At 68.2% G+C, this 18744-nt stretch carries 17 protein-coding genes, 1 tRNA gene and 1 other RNA gene; 9 read left to right on the top strand and 10 right to left on the bottom strand.

Annotation, left to right across the window (positions count from 1 at the left end; genetic code table 11):
• Nucleotides 1-10: 10 nt before the first annotated feature.
• Both dqs_RS13915 and dqs_RS13910 read right to left on the bottom strand, forming a co-directional pair.
• Nucleotides 11-1843 (bottom strand): GGDEF domain-containing protein, encoded by a 1833-nt coding sequence (locus tag dqs_RS13915; RefSeq protein WP_084018533.1) that lies wholly within the window; start codon nucleotides 1841-1843, stop codon nucleotides 11-13.
• A gap of 191 nt (nucleotides 1844-2034) precedes the next feature.
• Nucleotides 2035-2997: a YcjF family protein gene (locus dqs_RS13910; RefSeq protein ID WP_065340874.1), complete on the bottom strand. Its 963-nt coding sequence runs from the start codon at nucleotides 2995-2997 to the stop codon at nucleotides 2035-2037.
• A 142-nt stretch (nucleotides 2998-3139) separates the two neighbouring features.
• Between dqs_RS13910 and dqs_RS13905 the strand changes: the two genes are divergently transcribed.
• Entirely contained in the window at nucleotides 3140-3553 is a 414-nt protein-coding gene (locus dqs_RS13905) for a ProQ/FINO family protein (protein ID WP_065340873.1), read from the top strand.
• On the top strand, nucleotides 3550-4029 hold the full coding sequence (locus dqs_RS13900) for a CreA family protein (protein WP_011766414.1): 480 nt from the start codon (nucleotides 3550-3552) through the stop codon (nucleotides 4027-4029). Before dqs_RS13905 ends, dqs_RS13900 begins: the two co-directional genes overlap by 4 nt.
• A 14-nt stretch (nucleotides 4030-4043) precedes the next feature.
• On the opposite strand, the gene dqs_RS20815 is transcribed toward dqs_RS13900, so the two are convergent.
• Nucleotides 4044-4196: a hypothetical protein gene (locus tag dqs_RS20815; RefSeq protein ID WP_011766413.1), complete on the bottom strand. Its 153-nt coding sequence runs from the start codon at nucleotides 4194-4196 to the stop codon at nucleotides 4044-4046.
• Nucleotides 4197-4377: 181 nt separating this feature from the next.
• On the opposite strand from dqs_RS20815, the gene dqs_RS13895 reads away from it, so the two are divergent.
• Nucleotides 4378-4453, top strand: a tRNA-Thr gene (locus dqs_RS13895).
• 195 nt (nucleotides 4454-4648) lie between these two features.
• On the opposite strand, the gene dqs_RS13890 is transcribed toward dqs_RS13895, so the two are convergent.
• Complete coding sequence (locus tag dqs_RS13890) at nucleotides 4649-6724, bottom strand: putative bifunctional diguanylate cyclase/phosphodiesterase (protein ID WP_169823518.1); 2076 nt, start codon at nucleotides 6722-6724, stop codon at nucleotides 4649-4651.
• A 249-nt stretch (nucleotides 6725-6973) separates the two neighbouring features.
• Between dqs_RS13890 and ssrA the strand changes: the two genes are divergently transcribed.
• Nucleotides 6974-7351, top strand: a transfer-messenger RNA (tmRNA) gene (gene ssrA / locus dqs_RS13885).
• Between the two features lie 183 nt (nucleotides 7352-7534).
• Here the strand turns inward: ssrA and dqs_RS13880 are convergent.
• On the bottom strand, nucleotides 7535-8014 hold the full coding sequence (locus dqs_RS13880) for a VOC family protein (RefSeq protein ID WP_011766400.1): 480 nt from the start codon (nucleotides 8012-8014) through the stop codon (nucleotides 7535-7537).
• A gap of 230 nt (nucleotides 8015-8244) precedes the next feature.
• Here dqs_RS13880 and dqs_RS13875 point away from each other — a divergent pair, with 230 nt between their 5' ends.
• Both dqs_RS13875 and dqs_RS13870 read left to right on the top strand, forming a co-directional pair.
• Nucleotides 8245-10050: a sensor histidine kinase gene (locus dqs_RS13875; RefSeq protein ID WP_179947991.1), complete on the top strand. Its 1806-nt coding sequence runs from the start codon at nucleotides 8245-8247 to the stop codon at nucleotides 10048-10050.
• Nucleotides 10034-10681 carry a response regulator transcription factor gene (locus tag dqs_RS13870; protein WP_065340871.1) on the top strand — a complete coding sequence of 216 codons (648 nt, stop codon included), beginning with the start codon at nucleotides 10034-10036 and terminating at the stop codon, nucleotides 10679-10681. Before dqs_RS13875 ends, dqs_RS13870 begins: the two co-directional genes overlap by 17 nt.
• Before the next feature lie 15 nt (nucleotides 10682-10696).
• Here dqs_RS13870 and dqs_RS13865 read toward each other — a convergent pair whose 3' ends face one another.
• Nucleotides 10697-11071, bottom strand: a complete 375-nt coding sequence (locus tag dqs_RS13865) for a hypothetical protein (RefSeq protein WP_065341738.1) — start codon at nucleotides 11069-11071, stop codon at nucleotides 10697-10699.
• A 402-nt stretch (nucleotides 11072-11473) separates the two neighbouring features.
• Between dqs_RS13865 and dqs_RS13860 the strand changes: the two genes are divergently transcribed.
• The gene (locus dqs_RS13860) at nucleotides 11474-12529 is read left to right on the top strand and encodes a c-type cytochrome (protein ID WP_065340870.1); all 1056 of its coding nucleotides are present in this window, start codon (nucleotides 11474-11476) and stop codon (nucleotides 12527-12529) included.
• Nucleotides 12530-12619: 90 nt separating this feature from the next.
• Here dqs_RS13860 and dqs_RS13855 read toward each other — a convergent pair whose 3' ends face one another.
• On the bottom strand, nucleotides 12620-13732 hold the full coding sequence (locus tag dqs_RS13855) for an alkene reductase (protein ID WP_065340869.1): 1113 nt from the start codon (nucleotides 13730-13732) through the stop codon (nucleotides 12620-12622).
• Between the two features lie 49 nt (nucleotides 13733-13781).
• A complete protein-coding gene (locus dqs_RS13850; RefSeq protein WP_011766394.1) occupies nucleotides 13782-14075 on the bottom strand; it encodes an ArsR/SmtB family transcription factor in 294 nt (97 codons plus the stop codon).
• Nucleotides 14076-15304: 1229 nt separating this feature from the next.
• Here dqs_RS13850 and dqs_RS13845 point away from each other — a divergent pair.
• A complete protein-coding gene (locus dqs_RS13845) occupies nucleotides 15305-16027 on the top strand; it encodes a YceI family protein (protein WP_157108193.1) in 723 nt (240 codons plus the stop codon).
• 9 nt (nucleotides 16028-16036) lie between these two features.
• Here the strand turns inward: dqs_RS13845 and dqs_RS13840 are convergent, their stop codons facing one another.
• Complete coding sequence (locus dqs_RS13840) at nucleotides 16037-16297, bottom strand: hypothetical protein (protein ID WP_041642644.1); 261 nt, start codon at nucleotides 16295-16297, stop codon at nucleotides 16037-16039.
• Nucleotides 16298-16454: 157 nt separating this feature from the next.
• Between dqs_RS13840 and dqs_RS13835 the strand changes: the two genes are divergently transcribed.
• Entirely contained in the window at nucleotides 16455-17114 is a 660-nt protein-coding gene (locus dqs_RS13835) for a peroxiredoxin (protein WP_065340867.1), read from the top strand.
• Between the two features lie 69 nt (nucleotides 17115-17183).
• On the opposite strand, the gene dqs_RS13830 is transcribed toward dqs_RS13835, so the two are convergent.
• Nucleotides 17184-18629 (bottom strand): NYN domain-containing protein, encoded by a 1446-nt coding sequence (locus tag dqs_RS13830; RefSeq protein WP_065340866.1) that lies wholly within the window; start codon nucleotides 18627-18629, stop codon nucleotides 17184-17186.
• Between the last annotated feature and the right edge of the window lie 115 nt (nucleotides 18630-18744).

Raw genomic sequence — 18744 nt, 5'->3', positions numbered from 1 at the left:
ACGATGGCGTTCAGGCCGCGATGAGCACCCGGTTCTTGCCGGCGCGCTTGGCTGCGTACATGGCCTTGTCGGCGCGGTCGATCGCGAGCTGCGGGTCTTCGTCGGCATGCAGGCGGGCGATGCCGGCGCTGAAGGTGATCAGCAGCTTTTGCGAGTTGGCGAGGAAGAAGCGGCGCGTCAGTTCGCGCTGCAGGCGGACGACCACGGCGGCCGCCTGTTCGGTGTCGGTGTCCGGCAGCACGATCAGGAACTCCTCGCCGCCGTAGCGGCCGACCGCGTCCTGCGGGCGCACGGCTTCGCGGATCACGCTGAACAGGTGCCGGAGCGCGTCGTCGCCGGCGCGATGGCCGTAGGTATCGTTCAGCTGCTTGAAGTTGTCGACGTCGAGCAGCGCGAGGCAGAGCGGGCTGCCGTGGCGCCGCGCGCGTGCGATCTCGCGTGCCAGTGCTTCGTCCAGGCCCTTGCGGTTGAGCGCGCCGGTCAGCGGGTCGTGCCGCACGAGTTCGCTGGTCTCGTCGAGTTCGCGTTGCAGACGCAGGATGTGCTGGTTCGCCGACTCGACCTGTTCGCGCAGTTCGGCCAGTTCTTCGCCGGAACGGCGTGCCGACTCCTGCGTGTTGCGCGTTTCGCGCAGCATCTGCTCGACCACATCCGACAGCTCGCTGATGTCGTGCGCGGCGCTGATGCGGGTGGCGCACTGGTCGAGCACGTCGTGGAATTCGCCGGTGGTGTTGGAGAAGCTGGCGAGCCGGTCGATGAAGCCGGCCAGCATGGTCTTCAGCCGCTGCTGCGCGTCCGACAGCTGGCGTTTGAGGTGGCTTTGCTTGTCGATGACGTCGCGCAGGCGGCGTTCGACTTCGTCGAGCATGCGGATATCCAGCTCGCCGGTGAAGGCCTCGGCGAGCACGCTGAGCTGGCCGTGCAGCCAGTTGTCGTCCAGCACCAGCTCACGGATGTTGTCTACCAGCAGCCGCAGCAGCGTCAGCAGGGCGTCGCGCACCGCGTGCTGGTCGTCGCCGTACCAGGCGAGGCGGGCGGCGAAGTTGTCGAGGCGTTCGCGGTAGCGCAGCGCGCTGCCTTCGTCGGCCAAGCTGGTTGCCTCCGCCGCGAGTACCGCGACTTCAGCGCTCAGTTCCGCTTCATGCGCAACGACCGGCGCGACCCCACGCGTCAGCACGCGCGCAAGCAGTTCGCCGATGACCTCGATGGCTGCCCGCGGTGCGACGACGGGTGCCGCGGTGTCGGGCGCAGGCGCCGGCTGCTCCGCTTGGCCGCCCGGCAGGGCCTCTTCCTCGCCTTCCGCGGCCTGGCCCCAGCTGCGCAGCAGGCCCTGCAGACGCATGTGGAGCTGGGCGGGGTCCGCGCTGGAACTGGCGAGGACGTGCTGCAGCGATTCGAGCTTGCGCGCGCGGGTGAAGCCCTGCTGGTTGCGTTCGAGCTGGCCGACGAGGTCGCGGATCAGCAAACCCCAGGCGAGTTGCGCCTCGCCGCGCGTCTCGCAGATGGCAACGATGGCAAGCTTGAGCGCCGGCCACTGACCGGCGGCGACTGCTTCTTCGAACTGGCGCGCCAAGCGCACGGCCTCGGGCGTGGAGCGGGGCAGCGCGCCGGCGATCGCCTTCAGGGCGCGGGTGGGAAAAACCTCTTCGGGCGCGGTGCCGGCAATCTGATGGTAGAAGGCGCGGTAGTTGTCCGGCGTCGGCGGTACGCGCTGGGCAGCGAGCTGTCGCAGGGCTTCGCGGGCAATTTCGGGGGCGGTACCGGTTTCGGCGGTGGTGCCAGGTCTACGGCCGTCTCCTCCCGGTCGGGAGGGGGGAAAGGCGGAAGGGGGAGTGCGCGTCATCAAGCCATCCGGAAAGGCGCGCCGGCAAACAAAACCGGTCGGTCGCCCGGATTATGCACGCGCGCCGCGGCGAAAACCACGCGCGCGCGCGGGCTAGCCGATGGTCATAGCGGAGCGGGTGCCCGGCACGCGCAGGAGGTCCGGCCCCGTGGCGGATGCCGGGCTGGGCCGGCGCTTGGCGTGATGTGTGGTCAGCCGCGCAGTTCGGTCATCAGCCGGCCCAGATCAAGGCCGCCGGCGCGCTGCTCGATTTCAGGCAGATAGCGTTGCTGCAGCGCACGGCCCTGGCCGAGCAGACCGCTGAAGGCTTCGCGCAGCGCGTCCGTGTCCAGCCGCCGGCCTCCAGCGTAATAGCGCTTCGCGACCTGGCCGATGGCGTAGGTGCTGGCGAAGGACATGGCGGAGCCGGTGGCGGCGCTGCCGAGGCTACGGCCCGTGCCGCCGAGGACCTTGCCGAGGAGGCCGCCGATAAGCTTGCGTCCGAGCTGCTCCACGTATTGAGAAGTCAACCCAACGCCGGCGGTGGCGAGAAAGTCGTTGATGTGCCCGCGGTCGAGTTCGTAACCGTAGGCTTTGCCGATGCGGTACACGAGGCGGGTCTGCAGCGGGATGATCGCCATCGAGGCCATCGACTGTGGCAGCAGCTCGAGCGCGCCATTGAGAATGGCGGCCTGCAGGATGCTGCGGTCGAGTTCCGCCTCGTCCACCGCGGGCGCGGGGGACGAAACGGCCGCACCGATGGACGGGCCGCTGGCCGACGATGGCCCCGTCGCGAGCGGTGCGGCGGCAAGCGCATCGGCTTCCTCGATGCAGTGTGCGGCCTTATCCGGAGCGAGTTGCAGGGCGGCCGACAGCCGTTCGAGAAACGCGCGCTCCGCGGAGTCGTGTACGCCGTCTGCATCACAGACGCCCACCGCCATTTCGTAAGCGAGGTGACGCAACTCCGGCGTGTCGAGCGCCGCAGTCTGATCGTCCAGCTGCACCCGCTGCAGCAGGACATCCTGGTAAAGCGAGACCAGGTCGATTTCGGCGTCGCGCGAGAGCGAGGCCGCGACCCGGCGGATGTGTTCGCGCTCCAGCGCATCCTTGCGGTTGTCGGCGAAGGCGGCGAGCAGGCAGATGGCCAGAATGGCGCGGGTTTGTTCGTTCTCCATGGGCGGGCTCCACAACATTACCGGCGATGGACAACGGCGCCACGGTCGTGGTTTCCGTCATCGTCCCGCGGGTAGAATGTGGGCAGCCGTCTCTTCCTGCGCTATGGTGAGGCGGTTCTCCTCAACCCGTAACGCACCTCCGATGACCACCGATACTCCTTCGGCCAAGCCCGCTCTCGAGCCGCGTGCCCTGCTTCAGCAACTGCAGGCTGCCTCGCCCACTTTTCGCGATTGCAAGCCGTTGGCGCTGCGGATCGATGCCACCATCCTCGAGCGTTTTCCGCAGTTCGAGCGCAAGGTGCTGAGGTCGGCCCTGCGCATGCACACCGCGTCCACCAAGTACCTGAAGGCGGTGGAGCGCAGCGCGGAGCGTTACGACCTGGATGGACAGGTTGCCGGCGAGGTGACGGAAGAGCAGCGCCAGCATGCGTCCGCCTTGCTGAAGGAACGTTTTGCGGCCGCCGCCAAGCAGCAGAAGGCCCGCCGCGAGGCGGAAGAAGCCGAGCGTCGCCGGACCGAAAAACTGCAGCAGTTGGTGAGCAAGTTCGGGCGATGAAACGCCGGCACCCCTTCCTCCTGTCACTTGCGATGTTGCTTGCGCCACTGGCAGTGCGCGCCGAGATGGTGGGGGAGGTGTCCACGGTGTGGAAGCTCATCGGCCCCAACCACAAGGTGGTGGTGGAAGCCTATGACGATCCGCGCGTCGAGGGGGTTACCTGCTACGTGTCCCGCGCCAAGACCGGCGGTATTGCCGGTGCCGTGGGTCTGGCCGAGGACGTTGCCGAAGCGTCGATCGCCTGCCGTCAGGTGGGACCGATCCGTTTCCGGGAAGCCATTCCGATGCAGGAAGAGGTGTTTTCCGAGCGCCAGTCAATCCTGTTCAAACGCCTGCAAGTCGTGCGTATGGCCGACCCGCGACGTAACGTGCTGGTCTATCTCACCTATTCCGACAAACTGATCGAGGGAAGCCCGCAAAACAGCGTCACCGCTGTTCCGGTGGAGCGGACCACGGTGATTCCGCTAAGGAAATGAGCGTGCAGGCGTGCTCAGGCGTGTTCTTCCCCATTGCTGCGAAACAGCCATACGGTGGCAACACCGGCGGCTGCAAGGGCGACGCCGCCACCAGGAATTCCGACCCCGAACATCAAACCGGCAAGCAGACCCAGCGCCATCAGAGACTTCGTGAATTTCGCTTCCATTCCTGACTCCGCCCTGCGTGATTGTCGATAACTGTAATTATATACAGTATCCGGAGAAATAAAAGCCCGGGACGCGTGCGCGTTGTGCGCGAGCGGCCGGGAACGCGCCCCACTGGGCTATAATCCGCGCCGCTGCATCGCCCCGGGGCTCCTCCGGGCAGCGTTTCCACCGTATGGCGAAGCCCTTGTAGCTCAGTTGGTAGAGCAACGGTTTTGTAAACCGAAGGTCGCGGGTTCGAGTCCTGCCGGGGGCACCAGCGCGCTGTTCAGCGCGTTTCTCGGTCCCTGAAATCGTTTGGAAACACGGGCTTTCGCCAGCGTTCAGATGGCCTGTGGCCGGTCTGCGCCACCCCTGGATCCATCACCGTTCCCCGCTTTTCCCCGCGCGGTTCTCGGTCGGCGGCGTTTTGGGCCCGGCACCGGTGCTGCCCGGCGCCCCGTGCCTGGCGCCGTCAGCCGGCTGCGGTCATCGGCTGGCTTCCCGCTGCGAGCAGCGGACGGATGGCGTCTGCCGGGGCGGGTTTCTGGAAGTAGTAGCCCTGCACTTCGTCACAGCCGGCCGTCCGCAGGTAGATGACCTGCTCCCGGGTTTCCACGCCTTCGGCGATGACGGTGAGACCGAGGTTGTGGCCGAGGGCGATCGTCGAGGCGACGATGGCGGCGTCGTGCCGGGCGTTGCGGATGTCGCTGATGAAGGAACGGTCGATCTTGATGATGTCGATCGGCAGTTGCTTGAGGTAGCTCAGACTGCTGAAGCCGGTGCCGTAGTCGTCGAGCGCGATCTTCAGGCCGAGCGCCGACAGCGTTTCCAGCGCCGCGCGCGGGCGCTCGAAGTCTTCCACCACGCAGCGCTCGGTAATCTCGATTTCCAGCAGGTCGGGGCGGATGCCGTAGTGCGCGACCGACTCTCGGATCACCTCGACGAAGCTGTGGTCGCGCAGTTGCTTCGGCGACACGTTGATCGCCACCGGAACGATCTCGAGTCCCTCGGCAATCCACGCCGCGATCTGGCGGCAGGCCTCGCGCACCACCCAGTTGCCGAGTTCGACCACCAGCCCTTCCTGTTCCGCGTATTCGATGAATTCGCCCGGCGGCACCAGCCCGCGTTCCGGGTGCTGCCAGCGGATCAAGGCTTCGAGGCTGGTGACGCGAAAGCCGTTGAGCGTGACGCGCGGCTGGTAGTGCAGGACGAACTCGTTGCCGAGGATTGCGCGGCGGAAGCGGCCGTTGAGATCCAGTTGCAACGACGAGCGCGAGTTGAGCGAGGGATCGTAGTAGTGAAAGCGCCCGCTGCCGGACCGCTTGGCTTCGTACATTGCCGAATCCGCGTTGCGCATCATCGCTTCGACGTCCATCCCGTCGCGCGGATGGATGGCGATGCCAACGCTGGGCCGCATTTCGATTTCATGGCCGTCCAGCACCATCGGCTGACCAATCGCCTCGATCAGCTTGCGGGCGACCCGGCTGGCGTCGTCGAGCGCGTCGAGTTCGGTCAGCAGCAACACGAACTCGTCGCCACCGAGGCGGGCGACGATGTCCGTCTCACGCACTGTCTGCCGCAGGCGGAGGGCCACTTCCTGCAGCAGCAGGTCGCCCACGCGGTGGCCCAGGGTGTCGTTGATGCGCTTGAAGCGGTCGAGGTCGAGAAACATCATCACGAACGGGGCATGGCTGCGCCGTGCGCGCGACAGGTGGCTGTTGGCCAGTTCGGTAAACAAGAGCCGGTTGGGCAGACCGGTCAGGTGATCGTGCGAGGCAAGCTGATAAGCGCGCGAGCGTTCGTCCCGCAGGCGGTCGATCAGGCGTTGGTTCTCGTCGCCGGCGCGGCACAACTGCCGGTAGAGGCGGTGCTGGCGGTGGCCGATGAAGGCGAGCAGGGCGGCCGCGGCGATCAGCGCGAGCGTTACGCCCCAGCCCCAGCCGCGCAGGTTGCTGCGCCCTGCATCCGGGAGGCCCAACACCTCGTCGAGCTCGCGCGTCGCGCGGAGTCTCAGGCCGGTGTGGGGGAGGGCGAGTTCCGTGACCAGGCGGGCGTTGCCACCCACCAGCGGGACCACGGCGTGCGACAACGAACCCGGCGTGCCGGGGCGCAACTGCGCTGCCTGCGGCGAGGGCGCAGGACGAAAGGCCGGTGTCCAAAGCACCCGCCCGGCGGGGTCGAGAAGCGTGAGCGTGCTGGCAAGGGCAGGGTTGGTGGCCACCTGCGCCGCCAACTGGTTGATCAGCGCGCTTTCGTCGGTGGCATGGTCGTCCATGCCGTTGGCCGGGGTTTCGTCGGCGGCCAGCATCCGCAGCACGCTTTCCTGATGGGCGAAGGTGGTGCGGATGGCAAGCGCGCGTTCGCGTTCGGTATGGACGCTCTGTCCCGCCCAGATCGCCGCCACCAGTAGTGTCACGAGCAACAGCGGCCCCATCGTCAGGCCGGCCCAGCTGTCGATGCGCTTGCGACGCTGCTGCGCAGCGGCGGGCGGCGTGGCGCCATCCGCGGATGGGGAGAGGGAGGCCGGGGGAAGACAGGTATCGGTCACGCGGAAAGGCGGGCGCAGGGGCGCGAATCTGGAGCGGTTGCGCATGGTCGGCGGGCAAGGTTGCGCCCGTGTGACGGTGGTTTTGCCGGGGAAGGACAGGCTGCGTCCCCTGTGGAACCACCCGGGGGAGTGGCGGTCCTACCGCGCGTGGAAAGAAAAGGGCGGGCGGGTGCGGTGCGTGCTAGACTCCCGCCTCTTGAAATCTCGTGCAGCGCCACCATCTACAGGGTGCGCGTGTAACGATCACCTGGGGCCGACCTGGCTTCGACGTGGGTCGCGAAGCAGTGCAGTGCATACCGAGGACCAGTCACCTCGTAAATCCATCTGGGAAACTACAAACGCCAACGACGAGCGTTTCGCTCTCGCCGCTTAATCCCGGCGGGCGCTGCACCGGCAGGTCTCTGGGCCGGGTGGTTCCAGCGTAAGCTGGGCCGCTGCAGTGTCATTTACAGAGAATCGCGAGCAGGGCCGGGTTACTTGGCTCTGTAGCTAAAGGTAAGGTAACTCGCTGATGACCGGCCTGCCGACCGGCTAAGTCAGAGGCTAAATCCAAATAGGTCGGCTAAGTATGTAGAGCTGTCTGTAGAGGGCTTGCGGACGGGGGTTCGATTCCCCCCGGCTCCACCAGCATGACTTCCCAGGAAGTCCGAAGAAGGCCAGAACTCCGAGAGAGATCGAGGGGTCTGGCCTTTTTCACGTTCACCGCCTTCGAGGCGGCCTTTCCAACGCGACTCCGCCGGGCTGGGGCGCACCGCGGCGCTACCGCTCTTTGCGCCGGTGCGGAGGCTTGCCCGGCATGGGGTTGGCGCCTCAGCCGCGACGCGCGGCTTCGATCGCTGCGATGTCGATCTTGCCCATCTGCATCATCGCGTCGAACGCCCGTTTGGCGGCCGCGCGGTCGGGGTCGGCGATCGCTGCGATGAGGGCGCGGGGCGTGATCTGCCACGACACGCCCCACTTGTCCTTGCACCAACCGCATACGCTTGCCTGGCCGCCATTGCTGATGATGGCGTTCCACAAGCGGTCGGTTTCGGCCTGGTCGTCGGTGGCGATCTGGAACGAGAAGGCCTCGTCGTGGCTGAATTCGGGGCCACCGTTCAGGCCGATGCAGGGGATGCCGGCGACGGTGAACTCCACCGTGAGCAGGTCGCCCTGCTTGCCCGCGGGGTAATCGCCGGGGGCGTACAGGATGGTCCCGACCGCGCTGTCGGGAAAGGTGTCGGCATAGAACCGGGCGGCTTCCAGGGCGGTACCGTCGTACCAGAGGCATATCGTGTTCTTCGGCGTCATCTCGGTCTCCCGGGTCGGGCGGTGGGGGAAAGGGCGCGACGGGCGCAGGCGGGTAGCGTCGCCCGGCCGGTATCGGAGCCGGAAAGCGCGCCTGAATGAATCATAGTTGACCGCGAACGGCGGTTTTTCCCATTGCTGGAACATCGAGCCCGAGAAGGGGCCCGACCCGGGGCGACCGATGGCATCATCCGCAGCCATGTCATACCGCGACCGCGCCCGCCGTGCCCCTCGTGCCTGACCGTCTTGCGCGGTGGCTGTGGCTCACGCATTTTCTGCTGTGGCTCACGGCGGCGGCCTGGGCTGCGCCCGTCCCCGGTGAGCACGCCGAATCCGTATCGCGGGTCCGCGTCGGCGTGCTTGCCGTGCTCGGCGCCGAGGCCGCGGTGGCGGAATGGTCGCCGCTGATACGCCGGCTCGAAAATGCCTTGCCGGGTCGGCAGGTCAGTCTGGTGCAACTCGATCACGCCGGCTTGCGGGCGGCGGTGCAGCGCGGCGACCTCGAATTCGTCATCACCAATCCGGGCCATTACGTCGAACTGGAGGCCGACCTGGGCGTCAGCCGCATCCTGTCGCTCGACGCCGGAGGCGGCCGGTCGCCGCAGCGCGCCCTGGGCGCGGCGGTGATCGTGCCGGCGTCGTCGGCCATCCGCGATCTTTCCGACCTGCGCGGCAAGCGGCTTGCCATCGTCGGGCGAGATGCGTTCGGCGGCTACCAGATGGTGTGGGGTGCGCTCGACGGGCTGGGTCTCCAGCCGGAGCGGGATCTGGCGGAACTGTACGAGGTGGGTTTGCCGATGGACCGGGTCGTCGCCGCGTTGGACGCCCGCAAAGCCGATGCCGGCGTGCTGCGTAGCTGCCTGCTGGAAAGCCGGCCGGAGTGGGCCGACCGCTTTCGTGTGGTGGCGCCGCAGGCGGTTGCCGGTTTCCCGTGCGCGACGTCCACGCCGCTTTATCCGGACTGGCCGCTGGCGGCCTTGCGCCACACCTCCCCGGATCTCGCGCGTGCGGTGGCGATCGCGCTGCTTGGCATGACGCGGGAGACGGACGGCCTCGCGTGGGCGGTCCCCGCCGATTACCAGTCGGTGCATGAGCTCTTCCGCCGCCTGCAGATCGGCCCCTATGCCTACCTGCGCGAACCCACGTTGATGGCGCTGGCCGCGCGCTACTGGCCCTGGGTGGCCGCGTTGGCGCTGCTGGTGGCGGCGTGGGCGCTGTACACGCTGCGGGTGGAGCACCTGGTGCATAGGCGTACCGCCGAGCTGCGCGCGGCGCAGGAGCAGGCCGAGCATATGGCGCGGCTGTCGGTGCTCGGCGAGTTGTCGGGCACGCTTGCGCACGAACTCAATCAGCCGCTGGCCACCATCACCAATTACGCCCACAGCCTCCGCCGCAGGGCGGACAACCAGCGCCTGACCGACGCCGCGGTGCGCGAGGCCGCCGCCGAGATCGCGGAGCAGGCCGAACGCGCGGCGGGCATCCTTGGCCGCATCCGCCATTTCGCCCGCAAACGGCGCAACAGCTGCGAGCGCCTGGTGCCCGCCGAAGTGGTGGGCGAGTCGGTCGAACTGTTCCGCGGCATGCTCGCGCGCGCGCCGGCTGTCGCGGTGGAAGACGCGTTGCCGGCCGGCACCGTGATCGAGGCCGATCGCCTGCAAGTCCAGCAGGTGTTGCTCAACCTGCTGAAGAATGCCCACGACGCCAGCGAAGGCCTGCCCGACGCGCGCCGGCGGATCCATATCCGGCTGACGCCCGCGGATGCAGGACTGTCGCCCGGGGTACTCATCGCGGTGCGCGACTTCGGCCGGGGCCTGGACGCCGCGGCACATGGGCGCCTGTTCGAGTCCTTCTTCACCACCAAGCCGGACGGACTGGGCCTCGGGCTGTCGATCTGCCGATCGATCGCCGAGGCGCACGGGGGACGGCTCGATGCCGCGCCGGCCGCCGACGGCCCCGGCTGGGTATTCACCTTGAATCTGCCCGCCGTCCTTGCGCCGGCGACGCCCACCGTGTTGCTCGACCATGATCCAAACCGATGATTGCCTGATCCATGTCGTGGACGACGATGCGGCCTTCCGCCGCTCGCTGGTGTTCCTGTTCGAGTCGGTCGGCTGGCGGGTGCGGCCCCACGCTTCCGCGGAGGACTTTCTCGCCGAATGTGATGCGGCGGCGGGCGGGGGCGAGTGCGCGGACATTGCCTGCCTGGTGCTCGATATCCGGATGCCGACGATGAGCGGGCTGGAGTTGCAGCAGGCGATCCTGGCACGTGGCTGGACGCTGCCCATCGTCTTCATCACCGGCCATGGCGATGTGGGGCTGGCGGTACAGGCGATGAAGTGCGGCGCCAGCGACTTCCTCGAAAAGCCCTTCCACGACCAGGCGCTGCTCGACGCGGTGACGATGGCGATCCGCCGCGGCACCGAGGCCCGGGCCGAACTCGCACGTCGTGAGGACGCGGCCGCGGCGCTGGCCCGCCTCTCGCCGCGCGAGCGCGAGGTGGCGCGGCTGGTGGCGCAGGGCCTGCCCAACAAGCGGGTGGCGCGCGCGCTCGGAATCAGCGAGAAGACGGTGCATGTGCACCGTCAGCATGTGATGGAGAAGGCCGGCGTGGCCAGCGCAGCCGAACTCGCGCGCCTGATGCTGCGCGCGGATCCGGCCGCGCTCGACTGAACGGCCCGTCGTGCTTCAGTAGCCGGGGCGGCTGTCGGGCCGGCCGCTGCCGTTCATCATCCGGCCGTCGGGGCCCATGCCGCCGCCGGGACCGCGCCCGCCGGGCCCCATCGCACCGCCGCGCATCGGCGGTTCCTCGGGCAGGGTGACGCCGCGCTCCTTGGCGCGCTTGACCATCTGCTCATGGTGTTCGGCGCGGACCTTTTCGCGCTCCTCCAGCGTGCGCGCAGCGCGCATGCGGTCGCGATGCTCGATGCGTTCCTGCGGGGTCATGATCTGCGAGCCGTAGATAGGCGCGTCGTCGGGGATGGGCGGCATCGCATCCTGGGCCAGCGCGGCGCCGGTCAGCAGCGCGCTACAGAGCGCAAGCGTAAGCAGTTTCGCTTTCATGATCGTCTCCTTGTCTTGAGGGGTCATCTGCACCATCGCCGGCACTGTCTGCCGCCGTTGGCATATCCCTTTCGCTTTCTTTATAGACCCCCCTGAAGGGCGGCCCGGAGGCGCTTTGTAGCGGGGTTGTATCTCCATGTGGCGGGAGTGCGACTTGCCCTTTCAGCCCGAGCGCGCACGCGTGGCCAGCGCCGCCGCAAGCGGGTTGAATCAGCCAAAAGGGATAGGGCGCTAGACGGTTTTACCTATTGCCGCGGGGGCCCTTGCGCTGGGATAAATGCCCCTAACGCCCGCGCGCGCGGCGCAGCGGGCGTCACCCTCGCAGCCCCGTGGGGCTCAGCCAAAAACCATACGCAGGCGGTGGCCACGTGCCCGCCGCCCACTCAAGACGGGAGAGATGAGATGAAGCGCATCCGTACATCCGCCCTGGCCACCGCGGCCGGGCTGGCATTGGCAAGCAACGCGATAGCCCAGGCGCCGGCCGCCACCCCATCGGTGCCGGAGGCGCTGGCGCCGGCCAAGGTGAGCCTGCTGGAGCGTCCGCAGCCCAACATCGACACCCTGGCGGACGACGATTACGGCCGGCTGGCACGCCGCGGCCACGAACTGGCGACGCGCACCTTTGCCCACATCGGCCCCGAGGTGAAGGACAAGACCAAGCGCTACGCCGGCAACAACCTGTCCTGTACCTCCTGTCACCAGGAAAACGCGACCAAGCCCTTCGCGATCCCCTGGGTCGGCGTCACCTCGACCTTTCCGCAGTACCGGGGGCGCGAAGATGCCTTGAGCACGGTGGAAGAGCGGGTGAACGGCTGCATGGAGCGCAGCATGAACGGCCGCGCGCTGCCGCTGGACTCGCCCGAGATGAAGGCTTTCGTGACCTACATCCACTTCCTGTCGCGCGGCATACCGGTGGGGGCGGAGATCGAAGGCAGCGCCACCAAGGCGGTGAAAGTGCCGAACCGCCGCGCCGACCTCGCCGCGGGGCAGGCGGTATTCCAGGCCCAATGCCAGGTCTGCCATGGCGAAAATGGGGAAGGCCGGCGCGTGGGCGTGGCCGGCGATGCGCAGGGTTACATCTTTCCGCCGCTGTGGGGGCCGGACACCTTCAACAACGGTGCCGGCATGAACCGCATTCTCACCGCGGTGCGCTTCATCAAGCACAACATGCCGCAGGGCGTGAACTACCAGTCGCCCGTTCTTTCCGACGACGAAGCCTTCGATGTGGCCGGCTACATCCTGTCCAAGGCGCGCCCGGTGAAGGCGAATCTGGAGAAGGACTTCCCGGCGCGCTGGAACAAGCCGATCGACGCCGCGTTCCCGCCCTATGTGGATGGCGCGCCGGCGGACCAGCACAAGTACGGCCCCTTCCCGCCGCTGGCCGAAAAGGCGCGGGAGATGGCCGCGAAGCACGCCGAGTCATTGAAGGAAGGGAAGGCACAGCCGGCAGCGCGCTGACGCTGCCGCCCTGCGCGTGCGGCGGACGGGCGCCGCCCGCCGCCGCACGGCGCTTCAGCGTATCCCGCCCGGCTCCCGGCCGGGCGGCGCTCAGCCCAGCGTGGGATAGTCGAGATAGCCCTTTTCGCCGCCACCGTAGAAGGTGGTGGTGTCCCACGGATTCAGCGCAACCTTCTCGCGAAGGCGCACGACGAGGTCCGGGTTGGAGATGAATGCCTTGCCGAAGGCGACGATGTCGGCGCGGCCTTCTGCCACCGCCGCTTCCGCCAGTTCGCGGGTGTAGCCGTTGTTCACCATCCACGCGGCCTTGCCGCCGGCGGCCTGGTAGGCGGCGCGCAGCGCGGCGTAGTCGAAGGGCTGGTCGCCCTGCTGGAAGTCGCGCGCGCCCCCGGTGGCGCCTTCGATGACATGGACGTAGGCGAGCGGCCAGCGCGCGAGTTGCTCCACCACGTGGGTGAACAGCGGCTGCGGATCGGGGTCGGCGATGTCATTGGCCGGGGTGACCGGCGAGATGCGGATGCCGGTGCGGCTGGCGCCGATCTCGGCGGTGATCGCTTCCATCACCTCCACCAGCAGGCGGGTGCGGTTCTCGATGCTGCCGCCGTAGGCGTCGGTGCGCTTGTTGCTGCCGGCGCGCAGGAACTGGTCGATCAGGTAGCCGTTGGCGGCGTGCACTTCGACGCCGTCGAAGCCCGCTTCGATCGCGGCGCGGGCTGCACGCCGGTAGTCTTCGACGATGCCGGGCAGCTCTTCGATATCCAGCGCGCGCGGGGTGGAGGTGGGCACGAAGCTGCCCTTGCCGTCGGCTTCGATGATGTAGGTCTTGGTATGGGCGGCAATGGCCGACGGTGCCACCGGCGCGGCGCCGCCAGGCTGCAGCGAGGTGTGCGAGACGCGGCCCACGTGCCACAGCTGGACGACGATCCTGCCGCCGGCCGCGTGCACCGCGTCGGTCACCTTCTTCCAGCCCGCGATCTGGTCGGCGCCATACAGGCCCGGCACGTCGGCATAACCCTGGCCCTGCTGGCTGATCGCCGTTGCCTCGCTGATCAGCAGACCCGCGCTGGCGCGCTGGGCGTAGTAGGTGGCGGTGATCGCGGCCGGCACCGCATTCGGGGCACGGTTGCGGGTGAGCGGCGCCATGGCGATTCGGTTGGCGAGCTGGAGGTCGCCGGCGGCGATCGGGTCGAACAGGGTCGTCATGGTGTGGGGGTTCTCCGTAACGTGGGCAGGGGAAGGGGGCGGTGCGCGGTCAAAGCTCGCTGCCGATCTGGCGCAGGAATTCAGCGATGGTGTCTTCGTTGCGTTTGTAGAACACCCACTGCCCGATCCGGCGCGTGGTGACCAGTTCGGCGCGCTGCAGGACCGCGAGATGGGTGGATACGGTGGATTGGGAGAGGCCGCAGCGCTCGAACTTGCCGGCGCACACGCCGACCTCCAGCGGATGCTCCTGGTCGGCAAAGTGCTTTTCCGGCTCCTTGAGCCAGCGCAGGATGTCGCGCCGGACGGGGTGCGCCAGCGCCTTGATGATTTCGTCGAGATCCATGTATCGGCCACGCAGCGTGTATCGCGTTGAGTCGAATTATATATCGTAGTTTTTCGATTTAAATATCGGAATCGAACGAATTAAGCTGGAACCTGACCTGAGGGGCGTGGAGAGAGGAATCCGCCGCGCGGGGCTGCGCAGCGGTCGCCCGCGCCGGGAGCGACGGGAAGCGGGAGGGGGAAACGCAAACCGGCGGTTGCAGTGCAACCGCCGGTTTGGGCGGGGCGTTGAGCGGGGTGTTCCGGAGTGTGCTAGCGGCCGCCGCCCATGCCACCGCCGGTCCCGCCACCGCTCGTTCCGCTACCGCCAGTGCCGGTGCCGGGGCTGGTCGAGCCGCCGGTTCCGCCCGGAGTCGTCGTCCCGCCGGGCGTCGTCGTTCCGCGCTGGCCGCCGCGCGGGGCGGTGGTTCCGCCAGGGGTGGAGCTTCCCGGTGCGCTGGGCGTCATCGTTCCGCCGGGCGTTGTCGTGCCATTGGGCGTCATCGTCCCTCCGGGCGTGGTTGTTCCGCCGGGCGTCATCGTCCCACCAGGCGTGGTCGTTCCGCCGGGCGTCATGGTTCCGCCGGGTGTTGTCGTTCCGCCGGGTGTCGTCGTTCCACCGGGCGTGGTCGTTCCACCGGGTGTTGTCGTTCCACCGGGCGTCGTCGTTCCGCCGGGCGTCATCGTCCCACCAGGCGTGGTCGTTCCGCCGGGTGTTGTCGTTCCGCCGGGCGTGGTCGTTCCACCGGGCGTGGTGGTTCCACCGGGCGTCGTGGTTCCACCGGGCGTCGTGGTGCCAGGGCCGGTGCGATTAGTCTGCGCGAGGAGGGCGCCCGCCGGCCAGGTCTTCGTGGCGTCGGCGCTTGCAGCGCGGAACGGGTGCGGGGGCGAGCCCTCGTTCTGGAGCGCAAGCGCGGTGCCGGCATTCAGCGCAGCAGCGATGGCGGCGAGGCGGAGGGGATATGGGATTCTCATGCGTGTCTCCTGGGGTGATGTCGGGAGCCTGTGTTTTGATCGTGCGGCGTGCGCCGCGTCGCTCCTTCCTTGATTTATAGATGGCGGGGTCGGTGGGGCGCCGGCTCAGGCGCCGCGGTTTTTGTATCGTGGATTGACACTGGTCGCGGTCCTACCCTGCTGGCATCGATGTCGTGCAGGCGCTAAGTTGCGGGTGTTGCCTTTGCCGCCGCTGCCGCCATGTTCATCTCCTCGCTTCGCGCGCCACGCCCGCGCCACCCCGGTTTGTCCCGTTCGATGCGGATTGCGCTGCTGTTCGCAGTGACGCTGGCGGCATGCGCCCCGCGGCCGGTGCCGGTGACGGTGGCGCCGGATGCGTCGGCGCCAGCCGGCTTTCCGGAGCGCGACTACCTGCGCGCCCTAGAGGCCGGCCGGTCGATCCACCGGGTGGACGCCGCGGCCTCGCTTGGCGTCGTGGAGGTGAGGCGGGGAGGACGGCTCGCCTTTGCGGGTCACGACCACGTTGTCGCCAGCCACGATCTGCGCGGCTGGGTGGATGCCGCCGCCGGTCGTGCCGATCTTTACCTGCGGCTCGACCAGTTGGTGGTCGATGAGCCGGAGCTGCGCGCCGCGGCGGGCTTCGACACCCGCCCGGGCGAGGAGGCGATTGCCGGCACCCGCCGCAACATGCTGGAGCGCGTGCTGGACGCGCCGCAGTTCCCCTATCTCACGCTGCGGGTGGACGGGTTGAAACCGGCGGAGTCCGGCGAAGCCCGGACGGACAGGCGGCCGGTCATCCTCGCCACGGCGATCACGCTGCACGGCGTGACGCGCGAGCTGGCGGTGCCGGCGGTGCTGGTGGAAACAGGGGGCAACCTGCGGGTCAGCGGCGATTTCACGCTACGACAGAGCGATTTCGGCATCACGCCGCTGTCGGTGCTGGGTGGCGCGCTGCAGGTTCAGGATGCGCTGCGCCTGCGCTTCGACATCGTGGCCCGTCGCCTGGGCGGACGGGGCTAGCAAGCTGCCTCAGGGGCGGCGCCGACGCCGCGCGATGCGCTCGAGGTGATGGCGCGCCACCTTTTCCGCCCGTTGTGCGCGGTTGTCCAACGCCTTTTGCACCAGCGCGCTGAAGGCGATCAGGTCCTGCAGCGGATAGGCGTCGGTGACGCCGCTATCGGCAAAGTAGGCGGCGATCCAGCGCGCGTCGAGATCGACGCGCCCGGTGTCGCGCAGGTATTCGGCGGCGGCAAGTTCGACAAAATCGCTGAGCTTGGGCGGGTGCGGCATGTTCGGGTCCGGCAGGTTCAGGATGCCGGTTGGAGCATCGGGGCCGCGCGCGGGTTTCGTGCGCGTTCGCTTTCGCTGCCTTGGCAAGCGCGGAGGGCGGACCTATACCGAGGGGAGAACCGATCCACGGTCGCGCACAACAGAGGAGGAGACCACCATGTCGCTGCGCATCAACGATATCGCCCCCGACTTCACCGCCGAAACCACCCAGGGCACCATCCGCTTCCATGACTGGATCGGCGACGGCTGGGCCATCCTGTTCTCGCATCCCAAGGACTTCACCCCGGTGTGCACCACCGAGCTGGGCTACATGGCCAAGATCGAGCCGGAATTCCGCCGGCGCAACTGCAAGATCATCGGGCTGAGCGTGGACCCGGTGGACAACCACGCACGGTGGGCGAAGGACATCGAGGAAACCCAGGGCTATCTGCCGGCCTACCCGATGATCGGCGACCCCAATCTGGAAGTGGCCAAGCTCTACAACATGCTGCCGGCTGAAGAACCGGGCACCTCCGAAGGCCGCACCCCGGCCAACAACGCCACCGTGCGCTCGGTGTTCGTGATCGGCCCGGACAAGCGCATCAAGCTGATGCTGACCTATCCGATGACCACCGGCCGCAACTTCGACGAAATCCTGCGGGTGCTCGATTCGATGCAACTCACCGCGGCGCACAAGGTGGCGACCCCGGTGAACTGGAAGCATGGCGAGGACGTGATCATCGCCGGCTCGGTGTCCGACGACGACGCGAAGAAACTCTTCCCGCAGGGCTGGAAAGCGCCCAAGCCCTACCTGCGCATCGTCAAGCAACCCGGCTGAGGCGGCTGCGCCAACCTGCCGCGCCCGCGCCGGGCCGAGGGTGCGGCGCAGGCGCGGTTGCTGTCGGCTTTACGCGGCTTCGGGCGGCGTTTCGGTCTTGCGCGGGCGGCGCCGCGCGGCTGGTTTGCGCGCCGGCTTGTCCGCGGCGCCTTCCTCATTGGGGGCCGGGGCGGGTGCCGTTTTGGCGGCGGCCGTTTCCGCTGCCGCCGGGGCAGGCGCTTCTGCCGGGGTGCCGGCCTTGCGCTGTCCGCCACGGCGACGATTGCCCTTTGGCGCCGCAGCTTCCTGAGCCGGCGTTTCTTCGGCCGGCGCCACCACGAACACCACTTCGGCGGGCCGCTCGGACGCACGCGGCGGTTCTGCCGCAATCTCCACCACCACCGGCGCCGGGGCGCCTTCGGTCAGCGTGGTGCCGTTGCCACGGCGACCGCGGCGGCGGCCTGCGGGCTGCGCGGCGGCTTCCGGCGCCGCGGGCGGTTCGATCACCTGCTTGGCGGACTTCTTGGCGCTGCGGGCTTCGCCGGGGCGGGGCCGGCGCGGCGCCGGACGTTCGGCAGGGGCGGGCACCGCCCCCGCGGTCTCGGCGGCAGCGTCGACCGTGATGTCGGTACTCGCGGGCGCAGCGGGCTCGTGGGAATGCGCCGGGGCGGGGGCGTCGTGGGCCGATTCCGCCACCGCAGCAACCGCCGGCACCGCGTTGCTGCGATAGACATAGGCGCCGGACTTCTCGTCGCGGCCGAACTCCAGCAGACCGCGCGCCTGCGCTTCCTCCAGCAGGTTGCCGAAGGCCCGGAAGCCGTAGTAGGTCTCGTTGAAGCCCGGCTTGCGGCGCTTGATCGCCTCCTTGAGCATCGACGCCCAGATCTTGCCGCTGTCGCCGCGTTCGGCGAGCAGCGCCTCGAAGGTTTCCACCGCGAACTCGATCGCCTGGCTCTTGCGTGCCGCCAGCTCTTCCTTGCGGCGCTTTTCCTCTTCCGGCGAGCGGCGGGTGGCCGGCTGGGCCTCGCTGGCCTCGCGGCGCGCGGCGGCGGGCTGGGACTCGCGCACCAGGTCGTCGTAGAAGATGAATTCGTCGCAGTTGGCGATCAGCAGGTCGGAGGTCGATTGCTTCACGCCGACGCCGATCACCTGCTTGGCGTTTTCGCGCAGCTTGGAGACCAGCGGGGAGAAGTCGGAATCGCCCGAGATGATGACGAAGGTATTGACGTGGGCCTTGGTGTAGCAGAGGTCTAGCGCATCGACCACCAGCCGGATGTCGGCCGAGTTCTTGCCGGACTGGCGTACGTGGGGGATTTCGATCAGTTCGAAGTTGGCTTCGTGCATCGCCGCCTTGAAGCCCTTGTAGCGCTCCCAGTCGCAATAGGCCTTCTTGACCACGATGCTGCCCTTGAGCAGCAGGCGTTCGAGCACGCGCTTGATGTCGAACTTGTCGTACTTCGCATCCCGCACGCCCAGCGCGACGTTTTCGAAGTCGCAGAACAGCGCCATGCTGACGTTATCCGGGGATGAGGCCATGTTGTTCTCCGTTGTTCAGTGCCCGCGGCGGCCGCGTGGCAGGGGCACAATGATAGCCGCTGCGCCCGCTGGCCGCGCAGCCTTGCGGTCAGGCGGGGCCGGCTGGCGGTGCACC

This window comes from Azoarcus olearius, assembly GCF_001682385.1.
In the GTDB taxonomy this organism is placed as follows: Bacteria; Pseudomonadota; Gammaproteobacteria; order Burkholderiales; family Rhodocyclaceae; genus Azoarcus; species Azoarcus olearius.
This window is presented reverse-complemented; position numbering and strand designations above follow the sequence as displayed.